The 16,945-nt window shown below is 62.9% G+C and carries 18 protein-coding genes and 1 pseudogene; 9 read left to right on the top strand and 10 right to left on the bottom strand.

The window, feature by feature from the left end:
* Positions 1-34: 34 nt before the first annotated feature.
* Positions 35-499 carry an RDD family protein gene (locus AC0L2M_RS09235; RefSeq protein WP_023798430.1) on the bottom strand — a complete coding sequence of 155 codons (465 nt, stop codon included), beginning with the start codon at positions 497-499 and terminating at the stop codon, positions 35-37.
* A 221-nt stretch (positions 500-720) separates the two neighbouring features.
* Here AC0L2M_RS09235 and sthA point away from each other — a divergent pair, with 221 nt between their 5' ends.
* Positions 721-2,109, top strand: a complete 1,389-nt coding sequence (gene sthA, locus AC0L2M_RS09230; RefSeq protein ID WP_473534646.1) for a Si-specific NAD(P)(+) transhydrogenase — start codon at positions 721-723, stop codon at positions 2,107-2,109.
* A gap of 13 nt (positions 2,110-2,122) precedes the next feature.
* Here sthA and AC0L2M_RS09225 read toward each other — a convergent pair whose 3' ends face one another.
* Positions 2,123-2,794 (bottom strand): alpha/beta hydrolase, encoded by a 672-nt coding sequence (locus AC0L2M_RS09225; RefSeq protein WP_023798428.1) that lies wholly within the window; start codon positions 2,792-2,794, stop codon positions 2,123-2,125.
* A 203-nt stretch (positions 2,795-2,997) separates the two neighbouring features.
* On the opposite strand from AC0L2M_RS09225, the pseudogene AC0L2M_RS09220 reads away from it, so the two are divergent.
* Positions 2,998-4,214: pseudogene (locus tag AC0L2M_RS09220) on the top strand (OpgC family protein).
* Between the two features lie 9 nt (positions 4,215-4,223).
* Here AC0L2M_RS09220 and AC0L2M_RS09215 read toward each other — a convergent pair.
* Positions 4,224-5,306: a LacI family DNA-binding transcriptional regulator gene (locus tag AC0L2M_RS09215; RefSeq protein ID WP_473534645.1), complete on the bottom strand. Its 1,083-nt coding sequence runs from the start codon at positions 5,304-5,306 to the stop codon at positions 4,224-4,226.
* 347 nt (positions 5,307-5,653) lie between these two features.
* Here AC0L2M_RS09215 and AC0L2M_RS09210 point away from each other — a divergent pair, with 347 nt between their 5' ends.
* The gene (locus AC0L2M_RS09210) at positions 5,654-5,818 is read left to right on the top strand and encodes a hypothetical protein (RefSeq protein ID WP_473534644.1); all 165 of its coding nucleotides are present in this window, start codon (positions 5,654-5,656) and stop codon (positions 5,816-5,818) included.
* 32 nt (positions 5,819-5,850) lie between these two features.
* Here AC0L2M_RS09210 and AC0L2M_RS09205 read toward each other — a convergent pair whose 3' ends face one another.
* Positions 5,851-6,225: a DUF423 domain-containing protein gene (locus AC0L2M_RS09205; protein ID WP_128170670.1), complete on the bottom strand. Its 375-nt coding sequence runs from the start codon at positions 6,223-6,225 to the stop codon at positions 5,851-5,853.
* A gap of 34 nt (positions 6,226-6,259) precedes the next feature.
* Positions 6,260-7,513 carry a multidrug efflux MFS transporter gene (locus tag AC0L2M_RS09200; RefSeq protein ID WP_473534643.1) on the bottom strand — a complete coding sequence of 418 codons (1,254 nt, stop codon included), beginning with the start codon at positions 7,511-7,513 and terminating at the stop codon, positions 6,260-6,262.
* A 149-nt stretch (positions 7,514-7,662) separates the two neighbouring features.
* On the opposite strand from AC0L2M_RS09200, the gene AC0L2M_RS09195 reads away from it, so the two are divergent.
* Positions 7,663-7,920, top strand: coding sequence for a DUF982 domain-containing protein (locus AC0L2M_RS09195; RefSeq protein ID WP_023798420.1), 258 nt, complete (start codon positions 7,663-7,665; stop codon positions 7,918-7,920).
* A gap of 260 nt (positions 7,921-8,180) precedes the next feature.
* Here AC0L2M_RS09195 and AC0L2M_RS09190 read toward each other — a convergent pair whose 3' ends face one another.
* The gene (locus AC0L2M_RS09190) at positions 8,181-8,339 is read right to left on the bottom strand and encodes a hypothetical protein (RefSeq protein WP_023798419.1); all 159 of its coding nucleotides are present in this window, start codon (positions 8,337-8,339) and stop codon (positions 8,181-8,183) included.
* A 202-nt stretch (positions 8,340-8,541) separates the two neighbouring features.
* Between AC0L2M_RS09190 and AC0L2M_RS09185 the strand changes: the two genes are divergently transcribed.
* Entirely contained in the window at positions 8,542-9,513 is a 972-nt protein-coding gene (locus AC0L2M_RS09185; RefSeq protein ID WP_473534642.1) for a glycosyl transferase family 90, read from the top strand.
* Between the two features lie 30 nt (positions 9,514-9,543).
* Here AC0L2M_RS09185 and AC0L2M_RS09180 read toward each other — a convergent pair whose 3' ends face one another.
* Positions 9,544-10,587 carry an aldo/keto reductase gene (locus AC0L2M_RS09180; RefSeq protein WP_128246717.1) on the bottom strand — a complete coding sequence of 348 codons (1,044 nt, stop codon included), beginning with the start codon at positions 10,585-10,587 and terminating at the stop codon, positions 9,544-9,546.
* A gap of 255 nt (positions 10,588-10,842) precedes the next feature.
* On the opposite strand from AC0L2M_RS09180, the gene ppk2 reads away from it, so the two are divergent.
* Positions 10,843-11,763, top strand: coding sequence for a polyphosphate kinase 2 (gene ppk2 / locus AC0L2M_RS09175; RefSeq protein ID WP_091591586.1), 921 nt, complete (start codon positions 10,843-10,845; stop codon positions 11,761-11,763).
* A 213-nt stretch (positions 11,764-11,976) separates the two neighbouring features.
* On the opposite strand, the gene AC0L2M_RS09170 is transcribed toward ppk2, so the two are convergent.
* The 3 genes from AC0L2M_RS09170 to hemB all read right to left on the bottom strand — a co-directional run bounded on the left by AC0L2M_RS09170 (position 11,977) and on the right by hemB (position 14,247).
* The gene (locus AC0L2M_RS09170) at positions 11,977-12,621 is read right to left on the bottom strand and encodes a dihydrofolate reductase family protein (RefSeq protein WP_473534641.1); all 645 of its coding nucleotides are present in this window, start codon (positions 12,619-12,621) and stop codon (positions 11,977-11,979) included.
* A 249-nt stretch (positions 12,622-12,870) separates the two neighbouring features.
* Positions 12,871-13,110, bottom strand: coding sequence for a nucleotidyltransferase family protein (locus AC0L2M_RS09165; protein ID WP_473534640.1), 240 nt, complete (start codon positions 13,108-13,110; stop codon positions 12,871-12,873).
* 105 nt (positions 13,111-13,215) lie between these two features.
* Positions 13,216-14,247, bottom strand: a complete 1,032-nt coding sequence (hemB, locus tag AC0L2M_RS09160; RefSeq protein ID WP_473534639.1) for a porphobilinogen synthase — start codon at positions 14,245-14,247, stop codon at positions 13,216-13,218.
* A 205-nt stretch (positions 14,248-14,452) separates the two neighbouring features.
* Here hemB and AC0L2M_RS09155 point away from each other — a divergent pair, with 205 nt between their 5' ends.
* The 3 genes from AC0L2M_RS09155 to ldtR all read left to right on the top strand — a co-directional run bounded on the left by AC0L2M_RS09155 (position 14,453) and on the right by ldtR (position 16,686).
* Entirely contained in the window at positions 14,453-15,496 is a 1,044-nt protein-coding gene (locus tag AC0L2M_RS09155) for an enoyl-CoA hydratase/isomerase family protein (RefSeq protein WP_473534638.1), read from the top strand.
* Positions 15,493-15,915: a DUF6163 family protein gene (locus AC0L2M_RS09150; protein ID WP_473534637.1), complete on the top strand. Its 423-nt coding sequence runs from the start codon at positions 15,493-15,495 to the stop codon at positions 15,913-15,915. Before AC0L2M_RS09155 ends, AC0L2M_RS09150 begins: the two co-directional genes overlap by 4 nt.
* Positions 15,916-16,170: 255 nt before the next feature.
* The gene (ldtR, locus tag AC0L2M_RS09145) at positions 16,171-16,686 is read left to right on the top strand and encodes a transcriptional regulator LdtR (protein WP_027154640.1); all 516 of its coding nucleotides are present in this window, start codon (positions 16,171-16,173) and stop codon (positions 16,684-16,686) included.
* Positions 16,687-16,945 lie beyond the last annotated feature (259 nt).

Raw genomic sequence — 16,945 nt, 5'->3', positions numbered from 1 at the left:
CATAAATGCTCGCTGGGGCTGGTGAAAAGCTGTTTCAGCGGTCACTGCGGCTGACCACCGTTCCGAGCAGCAGGTCGTGCAGCGTGCGCTTGCGGTCGGCAAACAGCGACACCAGAAGGACCAGCGGCGTCAGGATGACGTTGCCGGCCCAGAACAGAACCGAATGCACCACCGCCGTCAGCCCGTCGATGCGGGTGCCGTCCAGACGGTCGAGCCGGATCCCCATCATCTTCATGCCCGTCGTGGCCTGGTCGGCGCTGCCGAGCGTGTTCCAGATGTAAAGGATGGCGACGGCCGGCACGAGGATGGAAAACAGCATCCAGCCAAGGCCAAGCGTCAAAATCCCGAGGAAGAACACCAGGATCGCGAACGGAATGGTGAGCAGCGCGACGATGCAATAATCGATGATGAAGGCGAGGACACGCCGCGTGCGCACGCCATCATAGGCCCTGACATCATCGAGCCTGCTGATTTCGCCGTCGAGAACGCGCGCGTTCATGTCATTTCCTCGCAATCAGGCCCGGCATAGGGTGCGGGCCGCCTGGTGTTGAAATGGTGAAGTCCTGCGGCGGAATCAAGATCGAGCCTTTTTTCGGCCCTGCTACCGGAGGCAACGCCGAATGTAGACTGGATCGGTTGAATTTGCAGCACGGATGACGTTAGTTTGCTGCAGCGCAACAAATACGGCAAATGCGCCAAGGGGCGAGGGACAGGGCCAATATGGACTACGACATGCTGGTCATCGGCAGCGGGCCCTCAGGGCGCCGCGCCGCGGTGCAGTCGGCCAAGCTCGGCAAATCCGTGCTGGTGGCCGACAGGGGCCGGCGCCTTGGCGGCGTGTCCGTGCATACCGGCACCATTCCGTCGAAGACCTTGCGGGAAACCGTGCTCAACCTCTCGGGCTGGCGCGAGCGCGGCTTCTACGGGCGCGGCTACCGGGTCAAGCAGGATATATCGGTCGGTGATCTGATCGAACGCCTGCACAAAACGCTCGATCACGAGGTCGAGGTGCTGCAGCACCAGTTCATGCGCAACACGGTCAAGAGCGCGCGCGCCACAGTCAAGTTTCTCGGTCCCAACAGAGCCAGCCTGACGACGGATACCGGCGACTACAGCGAGGTCGGTTTTGCGCATGCGCTGATCGCGGTCGGCACCCGCCCGCACCGGCCGCGCGACGTGCCCTTCGACAAGATCCGTGTCTTCGACAGCGACGAAATGCTGGAACTCGAGCGCCTGCCGCGGACGCTGACGGTGATCGGCGCCGGCGTCATCGGCGTCGAATACGCGACGATCTTTTCGGCGCTGGACGTGCCGGTGACGCTGGTCGAGCCGCGCGACAGCATCCTCGATTTCGTCGACCGTGAGATCGTCGACGATTTCATCCATCAGATGCGCGACCGCGGCATGACGATCCGGCTCGGCAGTGCGATCAAGGAGATCGCCTCGAAACCAGACTATGCCGAGGTGACGCTTGCCGACGGCCGCAGCATACGCTCGGAGATGGTGCTTTATGCGGCGGGGCGCACCGGCAATGTCGGCGCGCTCGGCCTCGATGTGGGCGGCATCGAGGCCGACTCCCGGGGCCGCATCAAGGTCGACCCGCAGAGCTTCCGGACCAGTGCGCCGAACATCTATGCCGCCGGTGACGTCATCGGCTTTCCGAGCCTCGCCTCGACCTCGATGGAGCAGGGCAGGGTGGCCGCCTGCCATGCCTTCGGCGTGCCGTTGCCACCGCCGCCGGAAACCTTTCCCTACGGCATCTACGCCGTGCCGGAAATCTCGACCGTCGGCCAGTCCGAGGAGCAGGTGCGCGAGGGCGGCGGCGCCTATGAGGTCGGCGTGGCGCGCTTCCGCGAAACGTCGCGCGGCCATATTATGGGCGTCAACACCGGCTTCCTGAAGCTTCTGTTCTCGATCGAAACGCGCCGGCTGCTCGGCGCGCATATCGTCGGCGAGGGCGCAACCGAACTGATCCACATCGGCCAGGCGGTGATCAATCTCGGTGGCACCGTCGATTTTTTCGTAAACAACACCTTCAACTATCCGACGCTGGCCGAAGCCTACAAGATCGCCGGGCTGGATGCCTGGAACCGGATGGGGCGGGGATAGGGCGACGGGCTCATCAATTCGCCAGCGCGATGGCGGCTGCCGGGCCCGCCAGCCACTGCCTGACGATTTCAGCATCCCGGTCGCCGATTTCATGGCCGGAGGCGATGGTGTGGGCCTCGACCGCGGCGCCATGCGATTCGAGCAATGCGACCAACGCCGGGGCGAAGGGCGCGTAGGTCAGGTCATCTGCGCCGGCGATGATCAGCACGCGCGCTTTGGACAGATCGGCCGGGGGCACGTCGTCGAGCACCGGCATCGGGCGCAGCAACGCTGCCCGTTCGATGCGGCCGGAATGCAGCAGCATCACGCTCGAAACCAGATTGGCGCCGTTTGAATAGCCGAGGAAACTCGTCCGGGCGAGATCGAGACCGTGGCGCTTCGCGGCCGCGGTGATGAAGCCGGCGAAAGCGTCCGCCTCGGTGCGGATGCTCTCCTGTTCGAAGCGCGTCGGCGTGATCCGCGCGAACCAGCGGAAACCGTCCTCCTGGGCGATACGGCCGCGCACCGCCACCAGCACGGCGCGCGGTGCGATTTGCCGCGCCAGCGCCACCAGCGTCGTCTCGTCGACGCCGGACCCGTGCAGCAGGAAAAGGCATTCGCCGCTCGCATCCACGGGCCGGTAAAGGCGGTAGAAAAACGGCAGGTCGCGCCGCAAAAAGCCGTCTTCCGGAGGTTTTTCGGCCATATAGCATCCTATTGATTTCGTGTGGTTTTTATTCATTTGCCGGCTTCAAAACGGAATATTTTCGAGCTCCTTCAAAGTTGATTGAACCGGGCGCATTTCAGTCCGTTTGTTTGCCGATATGCTCCTGCGGGAGGAATCGAAGCGGTGCGTCCGGCGGTCGCATCGATCGCGGCATGAACAACCAGCTTTGAGGCCTTTTATCGATGACCATGCCAATTTCACCGGATCGCGGGCCGCGTATCCCGGATCGCGGGCCGCGTATCCCGGATCGCGATACGCGCATCGATGTGTTCCGCGCTCTCGCTCTGCTGATCATATTCGTCGACCATGTCCCGGGCACGGTTTTCGAGATTCTGACCTACAAGAATTTCGGCTTTTCGGATGCCGCCGAGGCCTTCGTGCTGATCTCCGGGATGTCCGTCGCGCTCGCCTACGGCTCAAAATTCCAGTCCGGAGACCGGCTCCTGGCGACACTGAAATTGTGGCGCCGCGCCGGAGTGCTCTATGTTGCCCACATCGTCACGACGATGGCGGTGCTGGCCATCTTCTGCGCGGCGGCGATGTCGCGAAGCGGCCGGACATGCTGACGCTGATCAACATCGAGCCGTTGATCTGGGACCCGCAACATGTGCTGATCGGCATCGTCACGCTTGGCCATCAGCTTGGCTACAACAACATCCTGCCGGTCTATGCGGTGCTGCTGCTGATGGCGCCAACCTTCCTGCTGTTCATCAGCTACCGGCCTTTCACGGCGCTCGCCCTGTCCGGAACTCTGTGGCTGGTTGCCGGGATCTACCAGATCGCCCCGCCAAATTATCCGGAGCCGGGCTTCTGGTTCCTCAATCCGCTGTCGTGGCAGTTCCTCTTCAACATCGGCCTGGCGAGCATGCTGCACATCCGGCGCGGCGGCGTCATTCCGGTCAATCGCTGGCTGGTCGGCGCGTCGGCGGCCTATGTCGCGACGGCGTTGGTCTGGGTGCACAGCCCGCTATGGGGGCACGTGTCGTGGCTGAACCTGCCGGTGGTGCTGACCGGCTTCGACAAGACCTTCCTGTCGCTGCCGAGGCTGCTGCACATCCTGGCGGTGAGCTATCTGATTGTGGCGTTTCCTTCTGTCTCCAACCTGTTCCGCACCAGCCGCGACCATCCGCTCGCCATATTGGGCAAGCGATCGCTGCCGGTTTTCATCACCGGCACGGTGATTGCCATGGCGGCGCAGGTGGTGAAACTGATCAACCCGGGCGGATTTGCCTATGACAGCCTGCTGATCGCCGCCGGCATCGCCGTGCAGTTCGCGCTCGCCTATTATCTCGAATGGCTGTCTTCTATTGGCGGCAACAGCAAGCCGGTCCGCAGCCAGGCGCCGCCGATCCATGCATCCTTCGGCGTGGGGACCATGGCGGCAGGCGTTAATAGGTAGACGCCAGGCTCAGGCTGCCTTGGGCGGCGGTCCCGAAGATGCCCTGACGACAAGCTCGACGCCAAGCGTCTCGCGCCGCACCGTGCCGTCGAAATCGAGGATCGTTCGCGCCGCCCGGCGGCCGATCTCGGCGATTGGCTGCGCGACCGTGGTCAGCGGAGGATCGCAAAGTGCGGCGTCAGGCACGCCGTCGAAGCCGACGACGGAGACGTCGCCGGGAACCGCAATGCCACGCGCGGCCAACCATTCGATCGCGATCATGGCGATCCGGTCCGACATCGCCAGGATGGCGGTCGGCTGCGCTGCCGAGGCGAAGATCGTTTCGAGGCCGGCCCTTGTGCCGGCTTCGTCGTTTTCGGTCTCGTATACCGGTATCCCGGCGGTATCGACGCCATACCGGGAAAACGCCTCGAAATAGCCGACGAGGCGATCGCGCGTGCCGGTGTAAAGGGCCGTCCGGACCTTCTCCGGCGAGACAAGGCCGGTGCTGCCGTCGGCGAAGGGCAGCGCCAGCACGGCAAAGCGCCGATGGCCAAGCTCGGCGAGATGCTGCGCCGCCAGGCGGGCGCCGGCGACATTGTCGACGCCGATTGCCGAAACGGTGTCGTCGTCGAAGCCGAGCTCAAGCGCGACAAAGGGGAGTTTGCGTTCGCGCGTCAGTTCGACAAGCCGTGAACCGCCCTCGATGCAGAACAGGATGAAGCCGTCGACGAGCGCGCTCTGGATGTTCCAGGCAAGTTTTTCCTGGTTGCCGGCCGATACCAGCGCTATTCCCGCGCCGGTGGCGTCACAGGCCTCGGAAATGCCGGCCATCATCGCGCGGGCAAAGGGATCGTCGAAGAAATAGGACAGCGGCTCGGTCGTGGCGACGCCGATCGCGTTGACCTTGCCGGCGCGCAGCAGCCGACCCTTCGGGTCGGGACCGGCATAGCCCATCGCCTCGGCCGCCGCCTTGACCCGTTCGCGGACTTCCTCGCGCACGATCTCGGGACGGCTGAACACGTTGGAGGCGGTGCCGTGCGAAACCCCGGCGGCCTTGGCGATGTCGGCCAGCCGGATGGGTCTAGTATTGCTTTCGCTGGATGATGCCATTTTTCTGCTCCAGCCTGCTATCTAGCACCTTTGTTGGATCGATTCAAATTTTGCTTGACATCAGCGCGGTCCAAGCCTACTTTTGAATCGATCCAATTGAGTATCGTCATTGGATCGATTCAGCAAGGAGCGAGCCATGCACCCCGTCAATTATCTGTTCGAAGACATCTATCGCAACGACTGGAGCATAATTTCGAAGCCGGAGACCCGGAACGCGTCGAGGCAGCGCCGGCTGGATCCGCGATCTGCAATTTCTCGTGGAGCGCAAGCGGAGCTGATCGGCAGCGCTTTTTTCATGCCTGTCGATTGGATCGATTCAAACCTCAAGTCGAAGAGGAAACCAAGCCATGCACCCGATCAACCATCTGTTCGAAGAGATCTATCGCAACTATTGGGGCATCTCGCCGACCATCGACAGGCCGGAGCGGCGGCGCCTGGCCAAGCCGGCGGCACGCAATCGCGACCTGCCGGTCCGGCCCGAGCGCCGGCAAGAGTGGCCATCGTCTGACTGACCGTCGTTTGGCGGAAGCCGAATCCGGCCGCCTCAGGAGCGCGGGCGCCTCAGCGCCGAGGCCGCAACGGCCAGCCAGCCGGCGATGAGCAAGGTGCCGCCGATCGGCGCCGACATCGAAAAAAGCCGCGAGCCGAGGAAGTCGCGGGCAAGGAGATCGCCGCAGAACAAGACAAGCCCGACGAGAAGAATAAGGCTTGCGGTTCGCATGATCCGGTTTGCGCCAACGAGGCCGACGGCAAGGAAGACCGGTGCATGCATGAGCAGGAAGGTCGCGACCGTGCCGACGAGAGCGCCGCCCAGATGTGCCGCCGCGGCAGAAAGCGCCACACCGGCCGCGCCGCACAGGCCGCCGGCGAAAACGAGGATGCGGCCGATGCCGCTTGCTGGGTGGTCGGCTGTGCTCATGGCTTGGACTCCGTGAAGTGGCCCGCAAACGGTGTCAGGATTTGCCCGCCTGCACCAGCATGTCGCGCGCGCGGCGCGACTGGACCAGCCAGTTATACGCCGCTCCGCCCGCCATCAGCACGGATGTGCCGAGAAACACCGTGCGCATGCCGAAACGACCGCCGACGAAGCCGCCGAGCAGCGGGCCGGCAACCTGTCCGACATACTGCGCCGAGATCGACAGACCGAGCACATTGCCGCCGACGCCGTCCGGAACATTATGGCGGATGACACTGGTGATGCAGGGCAAGAGGCCGCCAAGCGCCAGTCCCATCAGGAAACGCAGGCCGATGAGCTGCCAGCCCTGCGTGACGAAAGCCTGCGGGATCAGCAGCAGCGCCGAGACGGCAAGCGCCGCGATGATGACGTTCCAGTGGCCGACGCGGTCGGCGAGCTTGCCGAGACGCGAGGCCGACAGGATGGCGCCAAGTGCCGCCGCCGACATGACCACGCCGGACATCAGCGTGACCCGGCTTTGGTCCTCGATGATCTGTTGCACATAGACAGCGATGATCGGCTCGATCGACATGGTGGCGAAACTCAGCAGCATGCCGGTCACCAGCATGGCGACGATCGGGCGCTTGTCCGGGATTTGCGACCAGCCGCCTTTCGGCTTCTCGGTCGTTGCCGATTTGCCGGTCGCCGGGCGAGGGTTCTCCTTGATGAGAAAAGTCGTTGCCAGGAACGCCAGGAAAATCACGCCGCCGGCGACCAGGAAGGTGGCGCGGATGCCGATCAAGGGCGGCAGCGCGCCGCCGAGCAGGGGACCGACGAGAGCGCCGCCGGTGATGCCGGCCGACAGCACGCCGAGCGCCCAGCCCGACCGCTCCTTCGGCGTCTGCATGGCGACGAGAATGGTCGAGCCCGAGGAATAGCCACCGGCGAAACCGATCAGCAGGCGTAGCAGCACCAATTGCCAGACGGTCTCCACCATGCCGGTCAGCGACATGCAGACGGCCATGCCGAAACTGGCGCGCACCAGCATCAGCTTGCGGCCGTAGCGGTCGCCAAGCCGTCCCCACAGCGGCGCGACCAGCGCGGCGGCGAAGAAGGTCGCGCCATAGGCGATGCCGGACCACTGCACAACAGCCGCGTGGCCCTCGGCGCCCAGCTGCTCGACGTAAAGCGGCAGGAAGGGCAACAGCAGCGTCATGGCGACAAGCGTGCTGAACGAGCCGGCAAAGCACACGGCGAGATTGCGGCGCCAATGGATATTGTGGGCGCCTTGGGTGGCAGGGTCTTGCGGCATGTCTGTCCTGTCCGGCAGTCTCTCGACGGCATCATTGCACAAGAACTGGCGCGGCCTGGCTGCCAGGGGATTAGCCAGCGTCGCGGCGTGATTGCGGTGGCAACCACTTTCGCGCTCGCTTCGCAAGCGGCGATGGCGTAAGAGCGGCGATGGAAAACAACCGATTTGAAACACCCGTGACCGTCAAGGGCGCGGCGGGAACCACTCAGCTCTTGCGCACGGCCCGCGAGGCTTCCGACTACCTCCTCAACAACTGGCCCGGCAAGCGCAGTCCAAAGCACCGCGAAGCGCTGCAGGCCTGCCATGATGCGCTGGCCGGCGACAAACCGGCAATGATTGCAAGGCGTGCCTTCATCGCCGCCGCCCGCGAAGTGAACGTTTTCGTCAGCGACAAGGCGCCGGTCTGAAGACGCAGGGAAATCTGATCCGCCTCGCGGGCCGGGTGCGCTTTTACTAAGGGGCAACCGCTTCAGGTTTGCAGTGCCCCTCATTGCCCTGCCCGTCCTCCGCAGCAGCTGCGGAGGATGGGCCGGGCATTTCTCCCCGTATAGTGACGGAAGAAAGCGGCCTGCCCCAAGGGTTTCGCCAATTCCGGCGTTGCAGAAAGCGCGCCAAGGTTGCGGCCAGTTCCCTTCTCGCCGTCACTATGAAGCGATTGCCCTGCAGTTTACTCTGCGGTTTCCGTTTCGGTCTCGGACGTGGTCTCGTCTTCCGGCTTCGAACGTTCCTTGGCTGCAACCTTGGCCGCTTGCTTTTCCGCCTTCTTGGCAGCCTTCTGCCGGTCGCGTTCCTTGCGTTCCTGGCCGTAATTCGGTGCTCGCGCCATATCTCTTCCTTTCGCAATCCAAAGGGTTATTAGCCCTGCCTAGGAGCATTGGGCTCCAAACACAACACCGCAAAGAGCGATCGGCTCCATAGACAGCCGGCAGGCCGGTTGAACACGGTTCCGTGGCTTGCAAGATAGCCGGCACAATGGTGTAGGAGGCACCGGGGGGCAAATCACAAGCCGACTTTTCACCAAGTGACCGATGGCCACCCTTCAAAGAAACGCACAGAAGCTATTCTACTATGCGCGCAATGCCGTGCGCGATATTGCACCGCAGGCGCTGTTCCGCCGCAGGCTCGCCGGGCTGCTCGATCAGGCCAGGCTTTCGGACGGATCGGTCCGCGCGCGTCTCAACTACTACAACAGATTGCAGGACGCTTTCGCGCCGAGCGGCGGGGCCGTGCCGGTCAGCCGGCTACCGAGAGGCCGGAGCATGTATTACTACGATCTGAAGGAATTTACCCGCTACTTCGATCCCGATTTGCGCATCGACCTCGAATTCGGCGACGTCGCCGACGTGCCTGCGATGCCGTCGATCGTCAAGGATCGGCCGATCGCCGGCGACAACAGCAACGGGGTCCTGTTCAAGCTCAACAAGTTCCGCCACTTCCACATGCCCGCCGACGATGTAGCCTTCGCGGACAAGCTTCCGGTTGCGGTGTGGCGCGGCGAGCTCAACAATCCGATAAGGACCTTGCTTCTGGACGCTGCGCGCGATCTGCCCTTTTGCGATGTCGGAACGCCCAAACCGACGGCAGCGCCGGAATATCGCAAGCCTTATCTGAGCATCGACCAGCAGCGGCGCTGTCGCTACATCATTTCGCTCGAAGGCAACGATGTGGCGACCAACTTGAAATGGGTCATGAGTTCGAATTCGCTGTGCCTGATGCCGCCGCCGACATATGAGACATGGTTCGCCGAAAGCGAACTCGTGGCTGGTGTTCACTATGTGCCGCTCGAACCTGATTTCACGGATCTTGCCGAGCGGGTGCAATATCTCGAACGCCATCCGACTGAGGCCGAACGCATCGTTGCCGCCGCCAACGCCTATTGCCGCAAGTTCGCCGACGAGCGGACCGAGCAGGCGATCTGCTTGCTCGTGCTCTACAAATATTTCGTGCTCAGCGGCCAGATCGAGCCTGATCCCGAGGTCTGGCGTTTTATCTCAGGCTAAGCCCACGGCGACCTTCGACCTGATCCGTTGTCAGATATCTTCTCGGTCAAGAACCAGATCGGCCGGACCAAACCGGTCTTTTGCCGTGAATTGCTGGTGCCAATAGGGGTAGAGAACCGGCGGGCGGCTCACAGTGTCGAGGCGTGCGCGCTCATCGCTGGTCAGCACCAGGCTGGCTGCGGCGATATTGTCCTTGAACTGCGCTTCGGTCCGTCCGCCGATCACCAGCGAACTGACCGCGGGCCGGCCGAGCAGCCAGGCAAGCGCCACCTGCGCCGCCGAGACGCCATGGTTCTCGCCGATATGGGCAAGCGCGTCGACGATCCGCCACAGCCGGTCCTCGTCACGGATTGGCGGTTCGGTCCAGCCGCTGAGCTGGCGCGCGGTGGCCTGGTCGCGGTGGTATTTGCCGGACAGCAATCCACCGGCGAGCGGGCTCCACACCAGCACGCCAAGCCCCTGGTCGACCGAGATCGGCAGCAGTTCATATTCGGCTTCGCGCGCTTCCAGCGTGTAGTGGATCTGCTGGGTGACGAAACGCGGCTGGTGCTGGCGGTCGCTGACCCCCAGCGCCTTCATCACCTGCCAGCCGGAATAGTTGGAACAGCCGACATAGCGGACCTTGCCCTGGCTGACGAGTGTGTCGAGCGCGGCGATGGTCTCTTCGAGCGGCGTCGTGCCGTCCCATTCGTGCAGGAAATAGATGTCAATGACGTCGGTCCTGAGGCGTTTCAGGCTCTTCTCGCACTCGCGGATCAGATGGTAGCGCGACAGGCCCTCATCGTTGGGGCCGTCGCCGATCCGCATGCGCGCCTTGGAGGCGATCAGCACATCGCCCTTGCGTTTGCCGCCGAGCGCTTCGCCGATGATCTCTTCCGAAAGCCCGTTCGAATAGACATTGGCGGTGTCGATGAGATTGATGCCGGCGTCGATGCAGAGGTCGATCATCCGGCGTGCCTCGTCGAGATCGGTCTTGCCGACCGCCGAGAATGCGCCGGCGCCGCCAAAAGTCATGGTGCCCATGGTCAGCGTCGAAACCTTCAGCCCGGAACGGCCGAGTGTGCGGTATTCCATGTCAGATCCTCGCGATTGCGTTGAAAAGAGTGTTTTGAAGGTTGCTCGGGGAAACCTGGCATTTGTAGGACAATTCGAGCCGCTTGTCGTGTGTGCCAGGAGGCTGATCGATCCCATCTCGCGGAGTTGGGCGACCGGCGTGCGGGCCGGCTGCAATAAAACCGTCATTGCCGGCCTATATGCAAGTCGGCTCAAGGTGTCCGATCTCGGCCGGCAGGCCGAGGCCGACGCGGGCGTGCACGCGGAGCAGCATAAATGACCGAAGCAAAACAGAATTCTCCCGCCAGGGACTGGCTGGAAGCGGAACTCGCCGACACGCTCGACGAGGACTACGAGCTGGAGATGTCGGAACCGGCGCTGTCGCTGGAAATCGCCAAGATCTACAAGAACGCGCATCCGCCCTCGATGGATCGCCTGCAATATTTTCGCGACCTGATCACGCTGCAATCCGAATTGATCAAGCTGCAGTCCTGGGTGGCTTACACCAGGAAGAAGCTGGTGGTGGTTTTCGAGGGCCGCGATTCGGCCGGCAAGGGGGGCGTCATCAAGCGCATCACCCAGCGGCTCAATCCGCGCATCTGCCGCGTCGTCGCACTTCCGGCGCCGACCGAGCGCGAGAAATCGCAATGGTATTTTCAGCGCTACGTGCCGCATCTGCCGGCAGGCGGCGAGATCGTGCTGTTCGACCGCTCCTGGTATAACCGCTCCGGCGTCGAACGTGTGATGGGCTTCGCCGAGCCGGACCAGGTCGAGGAGTTTTTTCGCGACGTGCCGGAGTTCGAGCGCATGCTGGTCCGCTCCGGCATCACCCTGGTCAAATACTGGTTCTCCATCACCGACGAGGAGCAGCAGATGCGCTTTCAGATGCGCATCCATGATCCGATGAAGCAGTGGAAGCTGTCGCCGATGGACCTGCAGTCGCGCGTGCGCTGGGAACAGTATACCAAGGCCAAGGAAGAGACCTTCGCCCGCACCAACATTCCCGAAGCCCCCTGGTTCATCGTCGAGGGCAACGACAAGAAGCGGGCGCGGCTGAACTGCATCGATCATCTCCTCAAGCAGATGCCTTATGAGGAAGTGCCGCACGAAGAGATCACGCTGCCCGATCGCGTCTTCAATCCAGAATACGAGCGCCAGGTGCTGCCGCGCGAGCTGTATGTTCCGGAGAAGTATTGAGGAGCGCGCCCCTTCTCCCCTTGTGGGAGAAGGTGGATCGGCGCACAGCGCCGAGCCGGATGAGGGGTGCTGGAAGAAATGAGGCGTCAGCGATCCTGGCGCTGTGCGTCCAATTTGGACGAGGGTGTCCGCCAAGCTGGAACACCCCTCATCCGACCGAGCTTCGCTCGGCCACCTTCTCCCACAAGGGGAGAAGGGGGATCCTAGCCAGGCTTACGCGCGCTCGATGGTGACATGCATGGCGTTCGGCGTGCCCACCTGCTCGCTGCAGCGGTAGCCGAGTTTGACCATGTCGATGCCGGCAAAAAGGTTCTCGCCCGAGCCGAGCAGCATCGGCGATATCGCCAGATGCATGTCGTCGATGAGCTTTTCCCTCAGATATTGCCGGATCGTGGCGACGCCGCCGCCGAGCCGGACATCCTTGCCGTCAGCCGCGGCTTTCGCCTTTTCCAGCGCCGAGTGAATGCCGTCGGTCACGAAATAGAAGGTCGTGCCGCCCTCCATGACGATAGGTTCCCGCGGATGGTGGGTGAGCACGAAGACCGGCACATGGTAGGGCGGATTGTCTCCCCACCAGCCCTTCCAGGTGTCATCGGGCCAAGCGCCGCGGATCGGTCCGAACATGTTGCGGCCCATGATCCACGCGCCGATGTTTTCGAAGCTGCGCGTTACGAACGCGTCGTCGGTATCCGTGGTCCCGTCATCTTCGCCGGACATGTTGCGGAAGCTTCGGGTGCCGAACATCCATGTGTGCAGGGCTTCCCCGCCGACGCCCAGCGGCTCTTTCAGGTCCTGGTCGGGACCGGCGCCGAAGCCGTCGACAGATAGGGTGAAAGCGTTGACGCGAAGCTTTGACATGAGGACCTCCCTCTTATCCAGTTGTGAAATGCAAGCAGTTGCTTTTAGCTAGACTGATTGCACTGTGCAAGCGGTATTTCGCCGCCGAGCATAAGCGGCTCGTTTGGCCAGCAACAGGGCCACCGCAAAGAGGGGTGGTTGCGCAGCAGCTACTTGCGCCGCGACGCCTCGAGGATGCGCTCGACAGCTAGGCGGAGCGGAGCGCCGCCGTGATCTCGGCCAGGATAGGCTCGATCCGGCGGACGGCCATCAGAATACGCGCACGGCCGATCGTTCGATCTCGGCCTTCAACATGGGACGAAGGCTGTCACGCGTGGTGATGTCGATTTCCGTTGACATCTTCTCTTCCAGAAATTGCTTGATCCCGACCAGGTCGATCAGAGAAAAGCGCCGGGCTGGGTCATAGTCGATGAACAGATCAAGATCGCTGTCCGGCTGGGCATCGTCTCGCGCTGCCGACCCGAACAGATACAGCGAAGTCGCGCCCATGCCTTTGATGGCGTCTGCGTTTCTCTGCAACCGTTCGATGACCTCGTTCCTGCTTATGGGTCCATTCTAGCGGATTGCAGCAAAATTCCAAAACGATGCGAGTGCCTACCCCTTAAGCATCGCCGCCACTTCAGGCGCGAAATAGGTGAGAATTCCGTCGCAGCCGGCGCGCTTGAAGGCGAGCAGCGATTCCAGCATCGCCTTGTCGCCGTCGATCCAGCCATTCGCGGCGGCCGCCTTGATCATCGAATATTCGCCCGACACCTGATAGGCGAAGGTCGGCATCCGGAATTCGTCCTTCAGCCTGCGGATGATGTCGAGATAGGGCAGGCCGGGCTTGACCATCAGCATATCGGCGCCCTCGGCGAGGTCCTGTTCGGCCTCGCGCACGGCCTCGTCGGAATTGGCGTGGTCGAGATAGTAAGTCTTCTTGTCGCCCTTGAGCAGGCCGGCGGTGCCAACCGCCTCGCGATAGGGTCCGTAGAAGGCGGAGGCGAATTTCGTTGCGTAGGACATGATCGCCACATCCTGAAAACCATTGGCGTCGAGCGCATCGCGGATGGCGCCGATGCGGCCATCCATCATGTCGGACGGGGCAATGATATCGGCGCCGGCCGAAGCCTGGATGACGGCAGCCGCGGTGACCTGCTCCACGGTCTGGTCGTTGACGATGATGCCGTCGCGCAAGATGCCGTCATGGCCGTGCGAGGTGAAGGGATCGAGCGCCGCATCGGTGATGATGCCGATCTCGGGCACCGCGTGCTTGATGCCGCGCGTGGCGCGGTTGATGACGTTTTCCGGATCGAGGATGTGCGAGCCGGTCTGGTCGCGCAGGCCGAGCTCGACATTGGGGAAGGTGGCGATCGCCGGAATGCCGAGCTTTGCCGCGCGCTCGGCCTCCTTGACGGCAAGGTCGAGCGACAGGCGGAAGACACCAGGCATGGCGGCGATCGGTTCACGGATATTTTTCCCATCGACGACGAAGATCGGCCAGATCAGATCGTCGACGGAGAGCCGGTTCTCCTGGACGAGGCGGCGCGACCAGTCGGCCTTGCGCATGCGGCGCAAACGGCGGCTGCCGGTGATCTCGTCGACGCTGCGCGCGCCGGCAGGCTTTGCTGGGGTGAATTTGTTCATCGCCAAAACTCCGGATTGGCGGCTTTTAACACGAGCCTCCGCCGCTGACCAATGCGGCACGATAGTGCCAGGCACAAGCTGGATACCGGTATACGAGTTCCCGACCGTTGTTGCCCGACAGGATTGCGCCTTGGCATTGACGTAGCCATGCGCCACGCTTTAGCACTTCAGTCCCGGCGGCATTGGGCGAGGGATTCTTTAGGCGATGGATTTTGGCGGCGGCAACGAGATCCGCTTCGAACGACTGGGCAGCGCCGGCGTCGTCACGCTGACGCGGCCGCAGGCGCTCAATGCCGTCACCCATCGCATGGTCAAGGCGCTCGACAAGGCGCTGCGCGCCTGGGAGCGCGACGACGGCGTCGATGTTGTCGTCGTCAAGGCCGAGGGCAGGGGGTTTTCGGCCGGCGGCGACATCCTCCACATCTACGAGGCCGGCCGGGCGGGAAAGCCGCCGGTCGATTTCTTCGCCGACGAATACCGGCTGAACGCCCGCATCGCGCGGTTCGAAAAACCCTATGTCGCGCTGATCGACGGCATCGTCATGGGCGGCGGCGTCGGCATCTCCTTCCACGGCTCGCATCGGCTGCTGACCGAGAACGCCCAGTTTGCCATGCCGGAAGTCGGCATCGGCTTTTTCCCGGATGTCGGCGCCAGTCATCTGCTGCCGGGCCTCGGCGGCAGCTTCGGCATGTATCTGGCCCTGACCGGAAACCGCATCCGCTATGGCGACGCTCTGTGGTCGGGCCTGGCGACGCACACGATCAAGGCGCAGGACCAGGCCGGCTTTCTCGACCGGCTGGTTGCGAGCGGCGACCCGGAAGCGGCGCTGCACGGCTTTTCCGTCCCGGCCCGGCGCGAAACGGACAGTCCGACACTGGAAGCCATCGCTCGCCATTTCGCGCAGCCGTCGCTGAGCGACATCATCGGCAGCCTGGAGCGCGCCGCACCCGCAGACGCGTTCGCGGCAAAGACACTGGCGACGATCCGCACCCGCTCGCCGACCAGCCTGCATGTTGCCTGGCGCGAGATCAGCGCCGGGCTGACGCTGTCGATGGACGAGTGCATGCGGATGGAGTTCCGCATCCTCAACCGCATGCTTGCCGGCCACGATTTCTACGAAGGCATCCGCGCCGCCATCATCGACAAGGGCTCGTCGCCGCAATGGCGGCCGGCAGACATCGACGACGTCGGTGCTGCCGATGTCGATGCCTATTTCGCTCCGCTCGGCGAACGGGAACTCACGCTGTGAGCGAGGTCACGTCGAGACGCGTCGTGCTCCAGCCCTCGACGGCCGAGGTCATCTTCGCCTGGTTTCAGCGCGTCATCTCAGCCTACTGTCTGTTGTTCGGGATTTTGTACTGGATCCGGCTGATCGGCTTCTATCCCGGATCGTTGTGGCGCTTCGACCTGATGCCGGTGCATTGGCAGGTGGCGGCGGTGACGCTCGCCGTCTTCTTTCCCTTCGCTGCCGCCGGTCTGTGGATGCTGGCCTCCTGGGGGCCGGTGATCTGGTTCATCTGCGCGGCGACCGAGACGGTCATGCATGCCGGCTTTCCCGAGCTCTTCGGTCACCGGCCGCTGATCGTCGCCTCGCATGCGGCGGTGGCGCTGCTCTACATCGTCTTTCGCGTGGTGATCTGGGTGCAGAAGCGCCGGAGCCGGCAATAGAGCATCGGATCGATGCTCAACAAGAATAACCCACGCGTCCGGTTGGACGGGCAAATTACCCCCCGGATTCATTGGCTAAATCTTTAGGTTAATCGTCCTTGTTCGGGTGACCCTTCGTTAAGCCTCTTTCGAAACCTATTACCGGTAAGCTCTTGTTAGCCCTAGCGTTTAAGTCGAATTTTATGAGTATTCGATAGTGTCGCGATCAAGGTGAAAAACAAAAAATCACCAGGCGACAAACGAGAGGCAAAGACAATGATCAATTCCCGTCCGGCGGCGAAGACCGCCAACGTATCCGACGACCGCCGCGAGGCGATCCGTTCGCTGTACATGGAATCGCTGCAGCTGGTGGAACGGCTGCACCGCCGCCTGCTTGACGTGATCAAGGACGAATTCGACCGCAACGGCCGTTCCGATATCAACGCCATCCAGGCGCTGCTGCTCTTCAATATCGGCAATTCGGAACTGACCGCTGGCGAGTTGCGCTCGCGCGGCTATTATCTCGGCTCGAACGTCTCCTACAATCTGAAGAAGCTGGTCGATCTCGGCTTCATCAACCACCAGCGCTCGCGCATCGACCGCCGTTCGGTGCGGGTCTCGCTGACGCCGAAGGGCAGTGAGGTGGCGGAAGTCGTCGCCGGCCTCTACGAGCGCCATGTCGGCTCGATCGAGCAGGTCGGCGGCATCAACACGGAAGAATTCAAGCAAATGAACCGCGCCCTGCAGCGCCTCGACCGCTTCTGGAACGACACCATCGCCTACCGGATGTAAGCATGTCCCTCGCATGAAGGGGCAACTGCGCCACAAGCGCGGTCGGGGAGCGATCCAAAAGACCGGTGCCGAAAAGCATCGGTCTTTGCGTTTCGTGAGGACCAGCCGATCCAAATCGCGGTCAGGGTCACGTTGCCGCCATATTCCCGGTGGAAGCGAGAACGCGGGTGATGTTGCGGCGCGAGCCAATCCGTCTCCCCGCCAACCGCCTCTGTGAAGGCGTCGCGCCCGGTCGCGTTCTCGCACAGAAGCGATTGGG

The sequence above is a fragment of the Mesorhizobium sp. WSM4806 genome, from assembly GCF_055811635.1.
The sequence above is the reverse complement of the archived record's forward strand: the minus strand, read 5'-3'. Positions and strand labels throughout refer to the sequence as shown.

Coding starts and splice junctions, on each gene's coding strand:
- AC0L2M_RS09195 (WP_023798420.1), top strand. CDS start 7,663: ATGGAAAACAACCGATTTGAAACACCCGTGACCGTCAAGGGCGCGGCG.
- AC0L2M_RS09170 (WP_473534641.1), bottom strand. CDS start 12,621: ATGTCAAAGCTTCGCGTCAACGCTTTCACCCTATCTGTCGACGGCTTC.
- AC0L2M_RS09225 (WP_023798428.1), bottom strand. CDS start 2,794: ATGGCCGAAAAACCTCCGGAAGACGGCTTTTTGCGGCGCGACCTGCCG.
- AC0L2M_RS09155 (WP_473534638.1), top strand. CDS start 14,453: ATGGATTTTGGCGGCGGCAACGAGATCCGCTTCGAACGACTGGGCAGC.
- AC0L2M_RS09200 (WP_473534643.1), bottom strand. CDS start 7,513: ATGCCGCAAGACCCTGCCACCCAAGGCGCCCACAATATCCATTGGCGC.
- AC0L2M_RS09180 (WP_128246717.1), bottom strand. CDS start 10,587: ATGGAATACCGCACACTCGGCCGTTCCGGGCTGAAGGTTTCGACGCTG.
- ppk2 (WP_091591586.1), top strand. CDS start 10,843: ATGACCGAAGCAAAACAGAATTCTCCCGCCAGGGACTGGCTGGAAGCG.
- AC0L2M_RS09185 (WP_473534642.1), top strand. CDS start 8,542: ATGGCCACCCTTCAAAGAAACGCACAGAAGCTATTCTACTATGCGCGC.
- AC0L2M_RS09215 (WP_473534645.1), bottom strand. CDS start 5,306: ATGGCATCATCCAGCGAAAGCAATACTAGACCCATCCGGCTGGCCGAC.
- AC0L2M_RS09190 (WP_023798419.1), bottom strand. CDS start 8,339: ATGGCGCGAGCACCGAATTACGGCCAGGAACGCAAGGAACGCGACCGG.
- ldtR (WP_027154640.1), top strand. CDS start 16,171: ATGATCAATTCCCGTCCGGCGGCGAAGACCGCCAACGTATCCGACGAC.
- AC0L2M_RS09235 (WP_023798430.1), bottom strand. CDS start 499: ATGAACGCGCGCGTTCTCGACGGCGAAATCAGCAGGCTCGATGATGTC.
- AC0L2M_RS09205 (WP_128170670.1), bottom strand. CDS start 6,225: ATGAGCACAGCCGACCACCCAGCAAGCGGCATCGGCCGCATCCTCGTT.
- sthA (WP_473534646.1), top strand. CDS start 721: ATGGACTACGACATGCTGGTCATCGGCAGCGGGCCCTCAGGGCGCCGC.
- hemB (WP_473534639.1), bottom strand. CDS start 14,247: ATGAACAAATTCACCCCAGCAAAGCCTGCCGGCGCGCGCAGCGTCGAC.
- AC0L2M_RS09210 (WP_473534644.1), top strand. CDS start 5,654: ATGCACCCGATCAACCATCTGTTCGAAGAGATCTATCGCAACTATTGG.
- AC0L2M_RS09165 (WP_473534640.1), bottom strand. CDS start 13,110: ATGGGCGCGACTTCGCTGTATCTGTTCGGGTCGGCAGCGCGAGACGAT.